This is a genomic window from Marihabitans asiaticum (genome assembly GCF_007828725.1).
In the GTDB taxonomy this organism is placed as follows: Bacteria; Actinomycetota; Actinomycetes; order Actinomycetales; family Dermatophilaceae; genus Marihabitans; species Marihabitans asiaticum.
Genome location: NZ_VIUW01000002.1, coordinates 139,145 through 156,251 on the forward strand (window position 1 = coordinate 139,145; position 17,107 = coordinate 156,251).

Genomic DNA, 17,107 nt, shown 5'->3' on the forward strand with positions numbered 1-17,107 from the left:
GCTCCGCAGGGCCGAGTCAGGCTCGGCCCGTCGGCACCGGCCCGGTCACCAGAGGAAGGCGATGGCGGCGTTGACGACCGTCAGGCCGGCCGCTGCGTACGCCAGCGCGCTGCCGTCCTGCCCCCGCTTGTACCGGGCGTTGCTGATCTCGGCCAGCGCGACCACCCCGAGCGCGACGAGCAGCTTGACCGCGATCTTGCCGTGGTTGAGGCTCGCGCCGTCCATCTCGAGCACCGCCACGAGGCCGAGCCCGACGAGCAGCTGGACCCGGGCGGCCCAGGCCAGCACCTGCCGCCCGGTGGGCTGCGGGATGACTGCACCGGCGACGATGGCGATCATCGCGATCATGTGCAGGATGTAGAGGACCGTGTGCAGGGCGGACATAGTGCCCCAGGGTACGTGGCGTCACCCGAGGACGATCGGCCAGGCCTGCCTGAGCATCCAGGTCGAGGGCTCCGGCGCTCGCGGCGAGATCGTCACCCACTGCGCCGACCCGGTCGACCCCTTGGACTCGAGCACCCTGGCCGGCGTCGGCTCGGGACAGCTCGCCCGGTAGATCAGCCGCAGCGCGTGGAAGTCCTCGACCTCCCCGCGCGGCGACTCCCCCACCCAGTGGTCGCTCTGCACCATCGCCAGCTCGGCGACCTCGACGTGCTGAGCGGTCTCCTCCTCGACCTCCCGCAGCACGGCCTCGACCGGTGACTCGCCGGCATCGATCCCGCCGCCGGGCAGCATCCAGCGTCCCGCCGCGCTCCGCACCCGCTCGGAGAGCCGGGTGAGCAGCACCTGATCGTCGGCGACGACGACGGCGTACGCCGCCGGGCGCTGCACCCGCCGGGCGGCGCCGGGAGTCTGGTCCTCGACCCTCGGCTCCGTGACGGCGAAGGGGGTGGTGCCGGCCACCCCTTCGCCTGACGACTCGTAGTCCAGGACGAGGTCCGAACCGACCAGCCGGGCGGCGAGCGGCCGCGCGCCCGGGTGACCGAGATGGGCGCACAGCAGCTGCGGGTCGGCGCCATGCGGTAGCGCCTGCGCCGCCACGACCTCGCCCGACCGCACGATCTCGACCCGTACGCTCACGCGCCCGCCCTCCGGTACTCCGCCAGCACCTGCTCGAGGACTCGTGGCCAGGTCTGGGCTGGCGGCACGGCACGGTTGTGGGTGGCAAGCGTGGCCCGGAGCCTGGCGTCGTCGACCAACCGGCGGATGCCGAGCGCCAGGTCGCGGTCGTCGACGCACAGCAGACCGGACACGCCGTCCTCGACGATGTCGGCGACCCCCGAGCCGGCCATCGCGACGACCGGCAGCCCGGCGGCCCGCGCCTCGAGCACGGCGATGCCGAACGCCTCGAGGACGGTCGGGGCGACGAAGCCGTCGGCCTGCGCGTACTCGTCGAGCAGGCGCGAGCGGTCGACCCGACCCAGGAGGCGCACCGACCCGCCGAGGCCGAGCTCGTCGACTCGCCGATGGAGCTGGGCCCGCTGCGGCCCGTCACCGATGATCACCAGCTCTGCGCGCCCGGCCACCCCCGCCTCGGCGAAGGCCTCGACGAGCTCGACCGGCCGCTTGCGCCGCGCCAGCCGCATCGTCGACACCAGCCGCACCCCCTCCCCCTCCCCCTTCGCCCCGACTCCTTCATCGCCGGCTACGGCGCAGTAGTGGTCGTGATCACGACCACTACTGCGTGGTAGGTGGGGGTTACGAGGACGCCACGCATCGAGGTCGATCGCATTGGGCAGCACGGCGACCTCGGTGCCTGGCGGGGCCGCCCGACGCACCTGCGCCGCCGCCATCCGCGACACCGCGGACAGCACCGCACCCCGCTGCACCCAGCGGCGCAGCGCACCGCTGACCCGATACCCGACGCCGGCCCGGTCGAGCACGCAGTGCCAGGTCAGCGCGGTCGGCAGGCCGAGCCCGGTCGCGATCCGCGCCGCGTCCCAGGCGAACGGGCTGACCACGCCCAGGTGCACGTGCACGACGTCGAAGCCACCCGCCTGGAGCCGTCGGCGCACCTCAGGGACGGCGAAGGGGTTGACCGGCAGCCGCAGCAAGGGCTCGGCGAGCCGGTGCACCACGACCTGCCCGAGCCGCTCGACGTCGCCGCGGGACTCCCCCTTCGGCCCCGTGGTTGCGGTGAGGACCTCGACCTGGTGACCTGCGCCGACGAGCTGCCCCGCGAGGTCGGCCACCTGCGACTCGATGCCGCCGACCCGCGGCGGGTAGCAGTCGGACACCAGGGCGATCTTCACGGGTGCCAGGGTGCCACGCCGGTCTAGAGCTGCGGCTGCAGACGCCTGGACTCCAGGCGCAGTACCTGGGCAAGCCTCTCAATGTCCGTGGTGACTCGCTCAGTCGGTCCCATCACCGACATCGCCGCCACCGCCATCCCAGCGATGTTGAGGATCGGCACTGCAACAGTGGCCAGGTCGTCGACGGACTCGCTCACCGACCTGGCGAAGCCGTTGCGTCGCACGAAGGTAAGCTCACGCTCCCAGTCTGCGGACGACCGCACCGTTCGGCTGACGCGGGGGGGAAACCCGGCGACTCGACGGGCCTCGCCAAAGCAGGGGTTGAACGCCGCGATAGCCTTCCCTGAGCTCGTCGTGTGTGCTGGCAATCGTCGACCTAGGTGCTCGACGAGGTGCCCGAGGCCAGGCTGCTCCAGACGCTCGACAAAGACGACGTCGCCACCCTCCGGCACCGAGAGGTTCACAATCAGCCCGGTGGCCGCCTGCACCGCGTACATGAGGGGCAGTGCTGAGTAGCGCAGCTGATGGCGTCCTTGAGCCAGCTGTCCGAGCTCGTAGATATGCATACCCAACCGGTACTGGCTCGATCCCTCGACGTGCTCGGTATAACCCCGGTCTACGAGAACCGAAAGCATGCGATGGGCAGTGCTCTTAGCCACCCCGATCTTCGTGGCGACGTCTGTCACGCCTAACTGCTCGTCAGTGGCGAAGCACTCGAGCACGTCGAGCGCGATGCGCACAGACCGCAGGGCGTCAGTCTGCGGCGCAGAGCGTCGGGGGGTGCTCGCGACGCGCGGCACTCGAGGGCCGACAGCCCTCGATGCCTGTTCGATGGGATCCGAACGGCCTGCTCCGGATTGAGTTCTCATCCTCTAGACCTCGGCCTGACCGCTCGGAGGGGTCATCGTGCACCGACCCCGCCCGAATGCGGGTCTGATCAGGCACCCACCTTCTCGTACGCGGCCTCACGAACCTCGCCGACGGTACCGCCCGCGACCTTGTCCGACATGTCGAGTTCGGCAGGCACGACGTCTGCCTCGGCAAGCGTGTCGGTAAGCGTTGCCCAGACCTCGGCCGTGGTGTCGCCGACCCGGCCGTCCCCGTGGGGCTTCATGACCTCAATGGCCTCGTCGAAGAGAATCTCGGCGGCCTCCCTGTTTTTGCAGGCCGAGGCGACTGCGGAGCAGATAATCTCGAGCGTCGCCTCCGGGTCATTGATCGTGTACTCCTCCGCCTTGATCCAGGCAGCGGCGACCGCGGTCGCCTGGTCCTTACCCCCCTCGGAGTCGAGGAACTCCTGAGTAGTGGTCATGCAGGTGCCCGGGATCTGGGCGTACTTTTCGGGGGTGATGTCGGTGAACTCTATGCCCTCGGACTTGAAGGAGGCGAAGTCGGGGAATGATGAGGCGTATGCCTGGACCTTGCCGCTCTCAATAGCCGAGAGCGATTGCGGCCCCGAGCCGCCTATCGGAAGGGTGGTCACGTCCTCGCTCAGGCCGGCCTCTTCCAGCGCCGCCTTTACGAGGGTGTTCTCGCCACCCCCCGGCTCGGTGATACCGAGGGTCTTTCCCTTGAGTCCGGCGAGGTCGTTCACCCCGCTCTCTGCAACCGCACCGATCCGGTAAACGTTCGTCGCCTGATGGCAGAAAAGCACGCGGACGTCCTCCCGCTTGGAGGCGGCAACGGCGGCATCAGAGGAGCCCATCAGGGCGAAGTTGACGTTGCCAGCAACCAACTGTTGGCTGAGGTAGCCCGAGCCGTCGGCGACTGAGATCTTGACCTCCTCCAGCCCGAACTCCTGGAAATAGCCCTCTTCCTTGGCCACCGTGGCCGGAGCCATGGGCAGACCTTCGGGGAACGGCAGCAGGATCTCGACCTCTGAGGGCGTCGATCCCGATCCTCCTCCGGCGTCTCCGCCGGAGTCGGACCCGCAGGCGGCTAGGGAGACGGCGACAGCGGTTGCTCCGAGCAGGGCGATGGTGCGATTCATAAGACTTCCTTGTCCGTGATTTCCCGCAACAGCAGCGGGTCGGTAGTTGAGCGGATGTGGTTGATGCGGTTGTGCTGAGCGATAGGGCACGTCAGGTATCGCGGAAGGTCTCCCCGAAAGGTCTCAGTGCTGCCAGGTGATGAGGCGACGTTCGAGGAGCTCGATGAGCCCGTAGAGAACCAGGCCGATGACCGCGAGGAAGACCACCACGGCGAATCCACTCGCCACCTCGAGTTGGAAATTGAATTCCTTGACCAGAACACCTAGACCCTCAGCGGCACCGACGAACTCGCCGACAATGGCACCGAGAAGCGCCAGAGTCAGCGCGGTCTTGATGCCAGCGAAGGAGATCGGTGCTGCAGTAGGCAGCGTCAGCTTGAAGAAGGTTTGTGGCGTCGACGCCCCATAGGTCCGGAAAAGCACGCGAGCGTTGTCGTCGACCGAGGCCAGGCCCGCGACGGTGTTGATCACCACGGGGAAGAAGCAGATGACGGCGGCCATGACGACCTTCGAGGTCATCCCAAAGCCGAACCATGTCAGGAAAACTGGCGCGAGCGCCACCCGAGGAGTGTTCTGGAAGGCGACGACGAACGGCCAGATCGCAGTTCGGAAAACCTTGAACGTGCCGGTGAGCGCACCGATGACCAACCCTAGGGAGGACCCGACGGCGAAGCCCAGCAACGTCTCCTGCAGGGTTAGCCAGGTGGCTGCCCAGAAGTACTCGGTCTGCATCATTTCGAAGAGTGCGATGAAGGTGTCGGAGGCGGCGGGCACCGTGATGGGGTTGACCAGGCCGGCCTGCACCGAGATCTCCCACAAGCCGATCGCCGTCGCGAGGACGATCGCAGGAAGCAGAACTTTGGCGGGGGTCGAGTCGAGGAAGGAACGCTTCTGGGGTCGAGGCGCCGGAACGAGGACCTCGTCGGCGCGGGTCTGTGCGCTTGTGTCGATGGTGGTCATGCGATCGAACCGTCCTCACCAACGAGAGCCTCACGGACCTCCTGGGCAATCTCCTGGAACCGCGAGGTGCCGACGAGCCCGGCTGTGCGCGGGCGTGGGAGGTCCACCTTGACGTCCGCCACCACCCGGCCGGGGTGAGCCCCCAGGGCGATGATTCGATCAGACATCATCACGGCCTCTGGGATCGAGTGGGTGACGAGGATCGTCGTCTTGCCCATGTATTCGTGCATATGGGTGAACTCCAGGCCGAGATGCTCGCGCTTGAACTCGTCGAGGGCCGAGAAGGGCTCGTCAAGGAGCATGACCTTCGGGTCGAGCGCGAGTGCCCGGGCGAGCGAGACGCGCTGCTGCATCCCTCCGGAGAGCTCCCAGGGGCTCTTCTCGACGGCGTGATCTAGACCCACCAGCTCGATCAGCTGGTCGACCCGGTCCTCCACGTCCTGTCCCTTGAGGCCTGCGATGTCGAAAGGAAGCTTGACGTTCTCCCGCACCGAGCGCCACGGCATCAGCACGGCCTGCTGCAGCATGAAGCCGACATCGCGGCGACCTTCCTGAGGCTGCTGATCACCAATCGCCACCTCGCCAGCCTCGAAGTCAATGAGACCAGCGAGGATCTTCAGCATGGTGGACTTGCCGCAGCCCGATGGGCCGACCAAGGAGACGAGCTCTCCCGGCTCGATCTCGAGGTTGATGTCCTTCAGAACGGGCTGCTCACCTGCCGAGTAAGTCTTATGCACCCGATGGAGTGTGATGCGCTCCCCGGTGAGGACGGGCTCCCTCACCTCTGCGATGCTCGCCATAGTCTCCTCCGTGCGACGTTGAACGGGCTGTTGAAGTGAAGTTAGGCCCGAGGCGGCTCTGGGCGGTGGCGCTGTTTCTCCCTGGCGAACCTTTGGGGCGCGATGTTCCTTCCGGCGGGACGAAGACTGCCCCGCGGCCCGTCCTCATGGATTCGTGACCGCGGCCACGCAGGGACTATCAGTTCGATGCCAGGTCGGCCCTGTGGGATCGTTACCGCGATGAGCCCGCAGCCCGACCGTGGTCCACGGCGCACTGTCGTCGCCTTCCACGCCCACCCGGACGACGAGGCTCTGCTGACCGCCGGCACGATGGCCACGGTGGCCGCCCAGGGGCACCGGGTCGTCCTCGTCGTCGCGACCGACGGGTCCCTCGGGCTGGCCGGCGAGGACTTCGGGGCGAAGGGGGGCGAGCTCGCCCTGACGAGGTCGGCCGAGGTCGAGGCGAGCGCTCGCGCGCTCGGCGTCGCCCGGGTCGAGAGTCTCGGCTACGCCGACTCCGGGTCCGGACCCGAGCTGAGCCCCGACCCGCCCGGTCGGGTGCGGTTCGCCCGCGCGGATCTCGACGAGGCGGCCGCTCGCCTGGCCGAGATCCTCCTGGCCGAGCGTGCCGACCTCCTGCTCACCTACGACCGCAACGGCGGGTACGGCCACCGCGACCACGTCCGCGTGCACGAGGTCGGTGCCGCCGCAGCCGACCGGGTGCGGGCGGCGAGCGGTCGCCCCCTTCGCGTCCTCGAGGCGACGGTGCCGCGCGACCTCATCTGCCGCGCGCTCGACCTCGTGGCTCGGGTCTACCGCTTCCCTCCGGAGTTCCACCGGTCCTCCTTCGACCGGGCGTTCAGCGCGGGCGGCGAGATCACCCATCGCATCCCGGTGCACCGCCAGATCCGCGCCAAGCGGACCTCGATGCGGGCCCACGCGAGCCAGGCCAGCGGCGGTGACGTGCGCACCCTGGCGATGCTGCTGCGCATCCCCCGGCCGCTCTTCGACCTCGTCTTCGGGTGGGAGTGGTACCGCGAGGCCGGGAGCGCCGGCGGGTCCCGGCTGACCGATGTCTTCGAGGCAGCGCGGTGAGCACCGTGCAGGAGCGGCCGCAGGCCAGACCTCGGATCCGCGCCCGGCGGGTGGTCCAGGCGACGCTCGGGCTTGCGGCGGCCGCGGCGCTGCTGTGGTGGGGGCTACCGCACTTCGCCCAGACGACCTGGGGCGAGGTGTGGGAGGTGCTGCGCGGGGTGCATCCCGCGACGGCGCTGCTGTACCTCGCGATGGTCCTCGCCGGGCTGTACTGCTACACCTTCGTCATGACCGGGGCGATGCCCGGGCTGAGTCACCCGCGCGCGCTGATCCTCAACCTCTGCGGCTCGTCGGTCTCGAACCTGCTGCCCGGCGGCGGCGCGGTGGGCCTGGCGGCGACGTACACCATCGCGAAGTCCTGGGGCTTCGGCGCCGCCCGGGTGACGACGATGGCGGTGGTGACCGGGGTGTGGAACGTCCTCGCCCGGGCCGCCCTGCCGATCATCGCGATCGTCGGGCTGAGCTGGGGGGCGACCGACCTGCCGCCGCGGATGCGGGAGGCGGCCTGGGCGGCGATCATCACCGGCGGCTTGGTCCTCGCCGCCTTCGTGCTCGCCGTCGCGACCGACCGCGGCGCCGCCGTCGCCGGACGAGTCATCGACCGGGGCGTGAGGCTGGTGCGCCGCGGGCACGACGACAAGGTCGAGCGGGCGCTGGTGGACCTGCGGGGCCGGATCGCCGAGACGGTCAGCACCGGGTGGCTGTCGATGACGCTCGGGATGGTCGGCTTCTTCGGGCTCTACTACGTCCTCTTCGTGCTGTGCACGAGCGCGACGGGCACCGAGCTCCCCTTCGGCCAGCTCTTCGCGGCGTACGCCATCGGGCGGCTGCTCACCGCGGTCGGCGTCACCCCCGGTGGGCTGGGCGTGACCGAGACCGGGACCGCCGCCGCGCTCGTCGCATGGGGCGCGGACCCGGCCGCGGCGATGGCTGGGGTGGTGCTCTTCTCGGTCTTCACCCACCTCATGGAGGTGCCGCTGGGCGCGATCGGCTGGCTGGCCTGGTCGCTCACGCCCAAGGTCACCCAGAGGCAGTCCTAGGACCGTCAGGCGAGGAGGCGGCGGACCTGGCGCTGCTGGGCCTGCCGGGCCACCTCGTCGTCGAGCGTCTCGGGGGCGAAGGGGTGACCCGTCGCCTGCTCCGCCGCCCACCCGATGAGGGTGTCGGCGAGCGCCGGGTTGGCCGGGAGGATCGGACCGTGCAGGTAGGAGCCGATGACGTGCCCGCTCCGGGCACCCTCGGTGCCGTCGGTCCCGTTGTTGCCCAGCCCGTGGCGCACCCGGCCGAAGGGGGCCTGCCCGGCCCCGAGCGTCGTCGAGCCGGAGTGGTTCTCGTAGCCGACCACGTCGCCGACGTCGGTCGAGAGCACGACGGGGCCGATCATCCGCTTCTCGTTGCCGTGGGTGGTGACGTCGAGGATCCCCAGCCCGGGCAGGCTCTTGCCCTCGACGGTGACGAAGGCGTTGCCGAAGAGCTGGTACATCCCGCAGATCATGAGCATCGGCGTGCCGGCGGCCGCCAGCTCGCGGAGGCGGTCGCCGATCCGCTCGAGGTCGTCCTCGACGGTGACCTGCCCGGAGTCCTGCCCGCCACCGCCGACGACGAGGTCGACCTGCGCCGGCAGCTCGGCGCCGGGGTGGTGCTGGTGGACGACCGGCACGTAGCCGTGGCGGCGGATCCGCGCGGCCAGACAGCGGGTGTTGCCGAGGTCGCCGTAGATGCTCATCTCGCGCGGGTAGAGGTGCACGAGGTGGATCTCGCCCTTGCCCTCGCCGCCGGGGTCGGCCGGCCGGTCCGAGCCCGCCGGCTCGCCGAGGATCGTCACGTCTCGGGTGCTCATGGCGCCCCCTCCTCCACCTCGGTGCCCATCTCGGGCACGTCGTACCGCTCGGCGAGCATCCGCCGCAGCGCGAGCATCGCGGTGTAGGTGCAGAAGATCCGCTTCGGCTCCTCGGCGTGCTCGGCGAGGAACTGCCCCAGCGCGGCCCCCAGGTCGGTCTCGGTCCCCCCGACGGGCACGTCGTCGTACTGCAGCCGCAACGCCATGTCCCAGCCCCGCACGCCGGAGGTGAGGGCCACCCCCTTCGCCCGCAGCTCGGAGAAGTCGACGTCATAGAGCCACGAGACGTCCCGCCCGTCGGCGTAGTCGTCGTTGATCGCGATCATCGACGCGACCGGGGTCGAGCCGTAGGTGCCGAGGGCCACGGTGAACCCGGCGGGGTTCTTGACCAGCACGAGCTCCAGCGGCTGGCCGTCGGCGTCGATCACCTCACCGCGGCCGAAGGGGGGAGCGACCGTGCGCAGCGCCCGCTCGGCGGCGGCGTCCTCGAAGGCAGCGCCGAGGAGCATCCGGGCGGTCGTCGTCGCGGCCGTCGCGTTGATCATCGCGGCCAGGCCGCGCTGGCGCAGGGTGACCGGGCCGAGCCGCTCGGCATCGTCGGCGGCGCCCCAGCGGATGCCCATCGCGCTCTCGTCCACCGGCTCCAGCAGTCCGTCCTCGGCGCCGGCAGGGGGTGCCTCGAAGTCGTCCTGCTCGCGGGCGTCGTGCTCGGCGAGCTCACCGAGGCGGTCGTGGATCGCGGCGTCCAGCCCGAACCACCGGACCGCCACGCCGTCACGCAGCCCGCCGGCGATCCGGTTGACGTAGGGGTCGTCCCGGTTGAGCACGACCCCGTCGGTGGTCATCCCGGCGAGCTCGGTGAGCAGGCCCGCGGTGTGGTCGATCTCGGCGAAGCGGTCGAGCTGGTCGCGGGCGACGTTGAGCAGCAGGGCGTGGGTGGGCGCGACCGCGCGGGCGAAGTGCAGGGCGTGGGCCTCGTCGAGCTCGAGGACGGCGAGGTCGGCGTGCAGACGACCCCGCAGCGGCAGCTCGGCGAGCATCGCGGAGATCACCCCACGGGTGAAGTTCGACCCGGTCGGGTTGGTGAAGACGGTGCGCCCGTGGGCGCGAAGCAGGGCGACGAGCATCTTCGTCGTCGTCGTCTTGCCGTTCGTCCCGCTGACGACGACGACCTGGGGCACGTCGCGCAGGGCGTGAGCGAGGAATCCGGGATCGACCTTCTCCGCGACGAGCCCGGGGAGGGCCGATCCTCCGGTGCCCCCGCCGCGCACACGGGCAGCGGTCCGGGCGGCCTTGCCGGCGATGACGGCGGCGGTCGTTCTCAGCACCGCGTCAGTCTAGGCGGCACGCTCGGCGGTGGTGTCGGCACGCTCCTGCGGCGAGTGCGCGGCGATCGCGTCCATGACGGCATCGGTGACGGCGCGGTGCAGCCGGCTCTTGACGTGCTGCTGCGAGAGCCCCGGCACGTCGACGGGTGGGCTGAAGACCACGGTCACCTTCCGCGGCCGCAGGCCGCGCGCACCGACCGGCTGCACGCGGTCGGTGCCGATGAGGGTGCAGGGGATCACCGGCGCCCCCGTCGCCGCGGCCAGCCGGCCCACGCCCGGCTTGCCCCGGTACAGCCGCCCGTCGCGCGATCGCGTGCCCTCCGGGTAGATCCCGAAGGCCCCGCCGCCGCGCAGGTGTCCCTCGGCGAGCTCGAGGGAGCGGGCCGCGGCCCGCGCGTCGTCCCGGTCGACGGGGATCATCCCGCCGAACTCGCCGAACCAGAGCCGCTTGGCCCACCCCTTCGCCCCGCTCCCGGAGAGGTACTCGGCCTTGCCGAGGAAGCCGACCCTGCGACCGGCCGCGAGCGGGATGACCATCGAGTCGACGAAGCTGAGGTGGTTGCTGGCGATGATCACCGGCCCGGTCTGCGGCACATGCTCGCGCCCGCGCACCTCGAGACGGAGCCAGGCGCGAAGGGGGGGCCCGACGAGGACCCGGCGAAGGAGCCACTCGGCGACACGGGTCCCGGGCGCGCTCACCGGCTCACTCCCACTCGATGGTGCCCGGGGGCTTGCTCGTGACGTCGAGGACGACCCGGTTGACCTCTTCGACCTCGTTGGTGATCCGGGTCGAGATCTCGGCGAGGACGTCGTACGGGACGCGGGTCCAGTCGGCGGTCATCGCGTCCTCGGAGGAGACCGGACGCAGCACGACCGGGTGCCCGTAGGTGCGGCCGTCGCCCTGGACCCCGACCGAGCGCACGTCGGCGAGGAGGACCACCGGGCACTGCCAGATCTCGCCGTCCAGGCCGGCCTCGGTCAGCTCGTGACGGGCGATCGCGTCGGCCCGGCGGAGGATGTCGAGGTTGTGCTCGGTGACCTCACCGATGATCCGGATGCCGAGCCCCGGCCCGGGGAAGGGCTGGCGGTCCACGATCGCGTCGGGCACGCCGAGCTCGCGCCCGACCATGCGCACCTCGTCCTTGAAGAGCGCCCGCAGCGGCTCGACGAGGGTGAACTGGAGGTCCTCGGGCAGGCCGCCGACGTTGTGGTGGCTCTTGATGTTCGCCGCGCCGGTGCCGCCGCCGGACTCGACGACGTCGGGGTAGAGGGTGCCCTGGACGAGGTACTTCACCGGGTGCTCGTCGTCGGCGTCCTGGACGACGTCTCGCGCGGCCTGCTCGAAGGTCCGGATGAACTCCCGGCCGATGATCTTGCGCTTCTCCTCGGGGTCGCTCACCCCGGCGAGCGCGCCGAGGAACTGCTCCTTGGCGTCGACGACGACGAGCCGGACCCCGGTCGCAGCGACGAAGTCCTCCTCGACCTGCTCGGCCTCCCCTTCGCGCAGCAGGCCGTGGTCGACGAAGACGCAGGTCAGCTGGTCACCGACCGCCCGCTGCACCAGCGCTGCGGCGACCGAGGAGTCGACCCCGCCGGAAAGCCCGCAGAGCACCTGGTCCTCGCCGACCGCCTCGCGGATCGCGGCGACCTGGTCCTCGACGACGTTGCCGGCGGTCCAGTCGCCGGGCAGCTCGGCGCCGCGGAGGAGGAAGTTCTCGATGACCCGCTGACCGAAGGTGGAGTGCATGACCTCGGGGTGCCACTGCACGCCGTAGAGGCGGCGCTCGTCGTCCTCGAAGGCGGCGACCGGCGCGCCCGAGGTCGAGGCGCTGACCCGCATGCCTGACGGGGCCTCGGTCACCGAGTCGCCGTGGCTCATCCAGACCGACTGCTCCTCGGGCTGGCCGTTGAAGAGGGTCGAGTCACGGTCGCTGATCTGGGCCCGGGTGCTGCCGTACTCGCGCAGCCCGGTCTTCTCGACGGTCCCGTCCAGCGCGCTGGCCATGGCCTGGAACCCGTAGCACAGCCCGAGCACCGGCACCCCGGCCTCGAGCAGGGCCGGGTCCAGCCGCGGCGCGCCGTCCTCGTAGACCGAGCTCGGCCCGCCCGAGAGCACGAGCGCGGCCGGCTCCTTGGCGAGGATCTCCTCGGTGCTCAGGTCGTGCGGCACGACCTCGCTGTACACGTTCGCCTCGCGGACGCGCCGGGCGATGAGCTGGGCGTACTGGGCCCCGAAGTCCACGACGAGGACCGGGTGCTCCTTCAACGATTCCGTCACGAACAGCAGGCTACCGGCGTGCTCAGCGGGCGAGCGGCTCGACCTCGGCGGCGACCTTGCGCTCCTCGACGAAGGCGAGGAAGGGCACGCAGGCGATGAGCAGGATTGTCGCCATTCGCCCGATCGACCAGCCGACCTTGAAGCCGAGGTTGGCCGTCGCCGCGGCGAAGGCCATGAAGATCAGTCCGTGCACCGGGCTCCACCACGCGAGCGCGTCGTTGTCGAGGGCGTACTTGAGCACCATCTCGACGATGAGGACGAACATCGCCAGACCGGCGATGATCGCGGTGACACGGAATGCCGTGAGCGCGGTCCGGATCTGCTGCGGGTCCGCGGTGGGCGCTGAGCTCATGAGTGTGCTGCTTCCTTCTCTTCCGACTCGTCTTCGGTCACGGCGCGCGACTCCTGCCGCATCATCCGCCACCACATCCAGATCACGAAGGCGGCGATGGCGAACCACTGCGCCGCGTAGCTGGCGTTGCGCCAGTCCAGGCTGGTGTCCGGCAGCGGCGGCGGTACCCGTTCCAGCCCACCGCTTGCCGTGACCGGCTCCCCCGCGTCACCGACGCCACGGGTCTCCTCCATGACGAAACCGAACCCGGTGTAGAGGTCGCCGGGCCACTCGTTGACCAGGGTGCCGAGGTGGATCGAGGAGGCCTCCCCCTTCGGCAGGTCGGGCTGTCCGGGCGACTCGCCCGGCGCGAGAGAGACGACGAGCCGCACCTCCCCCTTCGGCGCCGGCGGCGCCTCGCTCCCCGCCGGCAGCCACCCCCGCACGACCGCGAGGTTGGCTCCGGTCTCGGCGACGACGAGACGCTCGACGAGCCACACCCCCGTCCGCCCGTCGAGGAGGCGGTCGACGACGACGAAGCCGTCACCGGCCGCGTACTCCCCCGCCACCGTGACCCGCTGGCCGGACCCGTCGTCGGGGAAGGACTGGTGCGGCGCGAGCACGTCGGCGATCGGCTGGACCGGGCGGGACTGGATCTCCTGCACCGCCTCGGCGCGAGCCCGGTCGTGGGCGACCGACCACTGCCAGCGGCCGAGGAGGACGGCGCCCACCGCCAGGGCGACGGCGAGCGCGAGCAGCCCCAGCCAGCGGGGGGTGATCACGGTCCGACGCACCCGGCCAGGTTACGGACCCCGCCTGAGAGCAGGATCAGCGAGGGCGAAGGGGTGGTCACACGGCCGTCGGGATGCCCAGGTCGACCAGCCGGGACTGCGGGTGGGTGAACTCCCGGACGGCAGGGCGGGTGGCCGGCACCGCGTCGATGGGGCGGTACGGCTCGCCCTGGACGGGCCGCGGGTCGACCTCCCCGAGGACGGGCCAGAAGGAGAGCGCCCGCTCGGCCTGCGCGGTGATCGTCAGCGACGGGTTCACCCCGAGGTTGGCGCTGATCGCCGACCCGTCGACCACGCTGATACCCGGGTAGCCGTACAGCCGCTGGTAGGGGTCGATCACCCCGCTCGTCGGCGAGTCACCGATCGGGCAGCCGCCGAGGAAGTGCGCAGTGAGCGGGATGTCGAAGGCTTCGCTCCAGGTGCCGCCGGGGTGGAAGGTGACCCCGATCCGCTCGGTGAGGCGGCGGGCGAGGGCCCGGATGCCGTCGTGCCCGGCAGCGATGTACGTCGGGTTGGGCTCGCCGTGCCCCTGCCGGGAGGTGAGTCGGCGCCGGCCGGTCCAGGTGCGGCGAAGGGAGGTCGTCAGCGAGTTGTCGAGGGACTGCATCACGAGCCCGATGACGGTGCTGTCCGCGAAGTGGGTGCCCGGCGGGAACCACGCCCGCAGTGCGGGCAGGTTGCGGGGCAGCGCGGCGAGGAGGGTGAGCCAGCGTGGGGTGGAGCCGGTGCGCGGCGGCGCGAGCAGGGTGGTGAGCAGACCCATCGCGTCCGAGCCCTTGCCGTAGCGACAGTTCTCGATGTGGGTGTCGTGGTCGGGGTGGAAGGAGGAGGTGATCGCGACGCCTCGGGTGAGGTCGTCGTCGCCGGTCGGTGGGGTGCTCGCGAGCGCGCCGAGGAGGGCCTCGGAGTTGGTGCGGGTCAGCTCGCCGAGCCGGTCGCTGATGGCGGGCAGCTCGCCGTCGTCCTTCATCGCGTGCAGCAGGTGCTGGGTGCCCCACGTGCCGGCGGCGACGACGACGTGCGTCGCGGTCGTGACCAGCGCGCTGTCCTCCCCAATCCGGTCGGTCGCCTCATGGCGTACCCGGTAGCGCGGCCGCCCGTCCTCCTCGCTGCCAGGGACGAGACCGAGCCGGGTCACCATGCGCATCGGCTCGATCCGCGCGCCGAGCGTCTCGGCCAGGGCCAGGTAGTTCTTCACGAGGGTGTTCTTCGCGCCGACCCGGCAGCCGACCATGCAGTTGCCGCACTCGGTGCACGTCGTGCGCTCGGGGCCGGCCCCACCGAAGTACGGGTCGGGCACCTGCTCCCCCTGCCCCACCGGCCCGTCGGGGTCGGCGAAGAGGACCCCGACAGGGGTCTTGCGGTAGGTGTGCGCCACCCCCATGTCCTCGGCGGCGTCGCGCATCGCGCGCTCGACCGGGCCGTCGCAGGGGTTGGTCACGACCCCGAGCATCGACTGTGCGGTGTCGTAGTGCGCCTTCAGCTCGCTCTCCCAGTCGGTGATGTGACCCCACTGACGGTCGGCGAAGAAGGGCCGCGGGGGCACGTAGAGGGTGTTGGCGTAGTTGAGCGAGCCGCCGCCGACGCCCGACCCGGCGAGGATCATCACGTCCTTGAGCAGGTGGATCCGCTGCACCCCGTAGCACCCGAGCGAGGGGGCCCAGAGGAAGTTCTTCAGGTCCCAGCTGGTCTGGGCGAAGTCCTCGTCGGCGAAGCGTCGCCCGGCCTCGAGGACGACCACGGTGTAGCCCTTCTCGGCGAGGCGCAGCGCGGCGACCGAGCCGCCGAAGCCGGACCCGATGACGACGACGTCGGCGTCGACCTCGGGTCGGCGAGCGACGCTCACGACACCCCCAGGGTCTTCAACGCCCTCAGCCCGGTCGACATCACCGTCGCGAACCTCTCCTGGGAGAGCCCCATGAAGGGAGCGATCGGCAGGACGTGCTGGGCAGTGACGTTCTGGGCCTCGGTGTACTTCAAGATCCCCTCCGCGCCGTGCCGTCGCCCGACCCCGGAGGCCTTCATCCCACCCATCGGGGCGCCCATCGACGCCCAGGTCGCGGCGTAGGCCTCGTTGATGTTCACCGTGCCGGTCCTGATCCGAGCGGCGACCCTGCGGCCACGGGAGATGTCGCGGGTCCACACCGAGGCGTTCAGCCCGTACTCGGTGTCGTTGGCCAGCTCGACCGCCTCGTCGTCGCCTGCGACCCGGTAGATCGAGACGACGGGCCCGAAGGTCTCCTCGTCCCTGCAGCGCATCTGCGGCGTCACGCCCTCGAGCACGGTCGGTTCGAAGCAGTATGGGCCGACCTCGGGCAGGGGCCGACCGCCGGTCAGGAGGTGCGCCCCCTTCGCCACCGCATCCTGCACGTGCTCGGTGACCCTCTCGAGCTGGTCCGCCGAGACCAGGCTGCCCATGTCGTAGCCGTACTCAAGCGAGGTGCCGACGCGCATCGCCCGGACGGCATCGACGAAGGCGGGGATGAACTCCTCGGCCACGGCCTCGTGGACGAGGACCCGTTCGGTCGAGATGCACAGCTGGCCAGCGGAGCTGAAGCAAGCGCGGACCGCCCCGGGCACGGCCCGGGCCAGGTCGGCGTCGTCGGCGATGTAGACCGAGTTCTTTCCGCCCAGCTCGAGGCTGTAGCCGACAAGGCGGGTCGAGGCGGACTCGGCGACGCGCCGGCCGGTCGCCGTCGACCCGGTGAAGCAGACGTAGTCACCCCGGTCGACGACCGCCTGCCCGGCCTCGCTACCCGGCCCGAGGACGACCTGCAGCGCCCCGTCGGGCAGCCCGGCCTGGCGGAGCAGCTCGACCCCGGCGAGTGCGCTGAGGGCTCCCTGCTGGTCGGGTCGCAGGACGACGGCGTTGCCGGCGAGCAGGGCGGGGATCGCGTCGGTGATCGCGAGGCTGAGCGGGTAGTTCCACGGCGAGACGATGCCGACGACGCCCTTGGGGTGGTGGTCGGTCCGGGCCTGGGAGAGCACCGGCAGCGCGCCGAGGTGGCGCGAGGTGCGCAGGTAGGACTGCGCCTTCTGGGCGTAGTGGCGGGCCGCGATCGCGCAGTCCAGCACCTCCTCGAAGGCGTTCAGCCGGGTCTTGCCGGCCTCGATCTGGACCAGGTCGAGCAGCTCGACCTGGTGGCTGAGCACGAGGTCGTGGAAGCGCAGGAAGATCCGCCTGCGCTCGGCGTGCGAGGTAGCGGCCCACCGACGCTGGGCGGCACGAGCGCTGGCGAAGGCGCGCTCGACGTCGGCCTCGGAGGAGGTCGGCAGGGTCGCGATCGGTGCACCGTTCAGCGGCGAGGTGGCGGTGTGGGTCTGCGCCTTCGGCGAGGCGACGACCTGCGCCGCCAGCCGGCGGGCCCGGCCCGGATCGACCGCGAAGGTCGCGGCGGGGTCGAGCTCGGGGTCGGCGATCGTCTCGGACGTCATCGTCGCAACCTACCGAGCGACGGGGCCG

Annotated in this window: 17 protein-coding genes; 2 read left to right on the top strand and 15 right to left on the bottom strand. The window is 70.9% G+C overall.

The window, feature by feature from the left end; all coding sequences use genetic code 11:
* Positions 1-45: 45 nt before the first annotated feature.
* From FB557_RS05175 to FB557_RS05205, 7 genes are all read right to left on the bottom strand, one after another.
* The gene (locus tag FB557_RS05175) at positions 46-384 is read right to left on the bottom strand and encodes a hypothetical protein (RefSeq protein ID WP_144856309.1); all 339 of its coding nucleotides are present in this window, start codon (positions 382-384) and stop codon (positions 46-48) included.
* A gap of 21 nt (positions 385-405) precedes the next feature.
* Positions 406-1,080: an NUDIX hydrolase gene (locus FB557_RS05180; RefSeq protein WP_170236202.1), complete on the bottom strand. Its 675-nt coding sequence runs from the start codon at positions 1,078-1,080 to the stop codon at positions 406-408.
* Positions 1,077-2,252 carry a glycosyltransferase family 4 protein gene (locus FB557_RS05185; protein WP_144856313.1) on the bottom strand — a complete coding sequence of 392 codons (1,176 nt, stop codon included), beginning with the start codon at positions 2,250-2,252 and terminating at the stop codon, positions 1,077-1,079. The genes FB557_RS05180 and FB557_RS05185 overlap by 4 nt, the downstream gene beginning before the upstream one ends.
* 23 nt (positions 2,253-2,275) lie before the next feature.
* A complete protein-coding gene (locus tag FB557_RS05190) occupies positions 2,276-2,992 on the bottom strand; it encodes an IclR family transcriptional regulator (protein WP_170236203.1) in 717 nt (238 codons plus the stop codon).
* 197 nt (positions 2,993-3,189) lie between these two features.
* The gene (locus FB557_RS05195; protein ID WP_144856318.1) at positions 3,190-4,242 is read right to left on the bottom strand and encodes an ABC transporter substrate-binding protein; all 1,053 of its coding nucleotides are present in this window, start codon (positions 4,240-4,242) and stop codon (positions 3,190-3,192) included.
* A gap of 123 nt (positions 4,243-4,365) precedes the next feature.
* Positions 4,366-5,202: an ABC transporter permease gene (locus tag FB557_RS05200; protein WP_144856320.1), complete on the bottom strand. Its 837-nt coding sequence runs from the start codon at positions 5,200-5,202 to the stop codon at positions 4,366-4,368.
* The gene (locus FB557_RS05205; RefSeq protein WP_170236204.1) at positions 5,199-5,939 is read right to left on the bottom strand and encodes an ABC transporter ATP-binding protein; all 741 of its coding nucleotides are present in this window, start codon (positions 5,937-5,939) and stop codon (positions 5,199-5,201) included. The genes FB557_RS05200 and FB557_RS05205 overlap by 4 nt, the downstream gene beginning before the upstream one ends.
* A 282-nt stretch (positions 5,940-6,221) precedes the next feature.
* On the opposite strand from FB557_RS05205, the gene FB557_RS05210 reads away from it, so the two are divergent.
* Complete coding sequence (locus tag FB557_RS05210; RefSeq protein WP_144856324.1) at positions 6,222-7,076, top strand: PIG-L deacetylase family protein; 855 nt, start codon at positions 6,222-6,224, stop codon at positions 7,074-7,076.
* Entirely contained in the window at positions 7,073-8,116 is a 1,044-nt protein-coding gene (locus tag FB557_RS05215) for a lysylphosphatidylglycerol synthase transmembrane domain-containing protein (RefSeq protein ID WP_246074471.1), read from the top strand. Before FB557_RS05210 ends, FB557_RS05215 begins: the two co-directional genes overlap by 4 nt.
* Positions 8,117-8,121: 5 nt before the next feature.
* Here the strand turns inward: FB557_RS05215 and FB557_RS05220 are convergent, their stop codons facing one another.
* The 8 genes from FB557_RS05220 to FB557_RS05255 are packed head-to-tail and all read right to left on the bottom strand — an operon-like array spanning position 8,122 to position 17,079.
* Complete coding sequence (locus tag FB557_RS05220) at positions 8,122-8,916, bottom strand: type 1 glutamine amidotransferase (protein WP_144856326.1); 795 nt, start codon at positions 8,914-8,916, stop codon at positions 8,122-8,124.
* Positions 8,913-10,244, bottom strand: a complete 1,332-nt coding sequence (locus FB557_RS05225) for a Mur ligase family protein (RefSeq protein WP_144856328.1) — start codon at positions 10,242-10,244, stop codon at positions 8,913-8,915. The genes FB557_RS05220 and FB557_RS05225 overlap by 4 nt, the downstream gene beginning before the upstream one ends.
* Before the next feature lie 9 nt (positions 10,245-10,253).
* Positions 10,254-10,943 carry a lysophospholipid acyltransferase family protein gene (locus FB557_RS05230; protein WP_144856330.1) on the bottom strand — a complete coding sequence of 230 codons (690 nt, stop codon included), beginning with the start codon at positions 10,941-10,943 and terminating at the stop codon, positions 10,254-10,256.
* Between the two features lie 4 nt (positions 10,944-10,947).
* Positions 10,948-12,522, bottom strand: coding sequence for a glutamine-hydrolyzing GMP synthase (guaA, locus tag FB557_RS05235; RefSeq protein WP_144856333.1), 1,575 nt, complete (start codon positions 12,520-12,522; stop codon positions 10,948-10,950).
* A gap of 22 nt (positions 12,523-12,544) precedes the next feature.
* Complete coding sequence (locus FB557_RS05240) at positions 12,545-12,874, bottom strand: DUF3817 domain-containing protein (RefSeq protein WP_144856335.1); 330 nt, start codon at positions 12,872-12,874, stop codon at positions 12,545-12,547.
* Entirely contained in the window at positions 12,871-13,647 is a 777-nt protein-coding gene (locus FB557_RS05245) for an SURF1 family protein (protein ID WP_144856337.1), read from the bottom strand. Before FB557_RS05245 ends, FB557_RS05240 begins: the two co-directional genes overlap by 4 nt.
* Before the next feature lie 55 nt (positions 13,648-13,702).
* Entirely contained in the window at positions 13,703-15,490 is a 1,788-nt protein-coding gene (locus FB557_RS05250) for an FAD-dependent oxidoreductase (protein ID WP_144856339.1), read from the bottom strand.
* Positions 15,487-17,079 (bottom strand): succinic semialdehyde dehydrogenase, encoded by a 1,593-nt coding sequence (locus FB557_RS05255; RefSeq protein WP_144856342.1) that lies wholly within the window; start codon positions 17,077-17,079, stop codon positions 15,487-15,489. The genes FB557_RS05250 and FB557_RS05255 overlap by 4 nt, the downstream gene beginning before the upstream one ends.
* Positions 17,080-17,107: the final 28 nt, after the last annotated feature.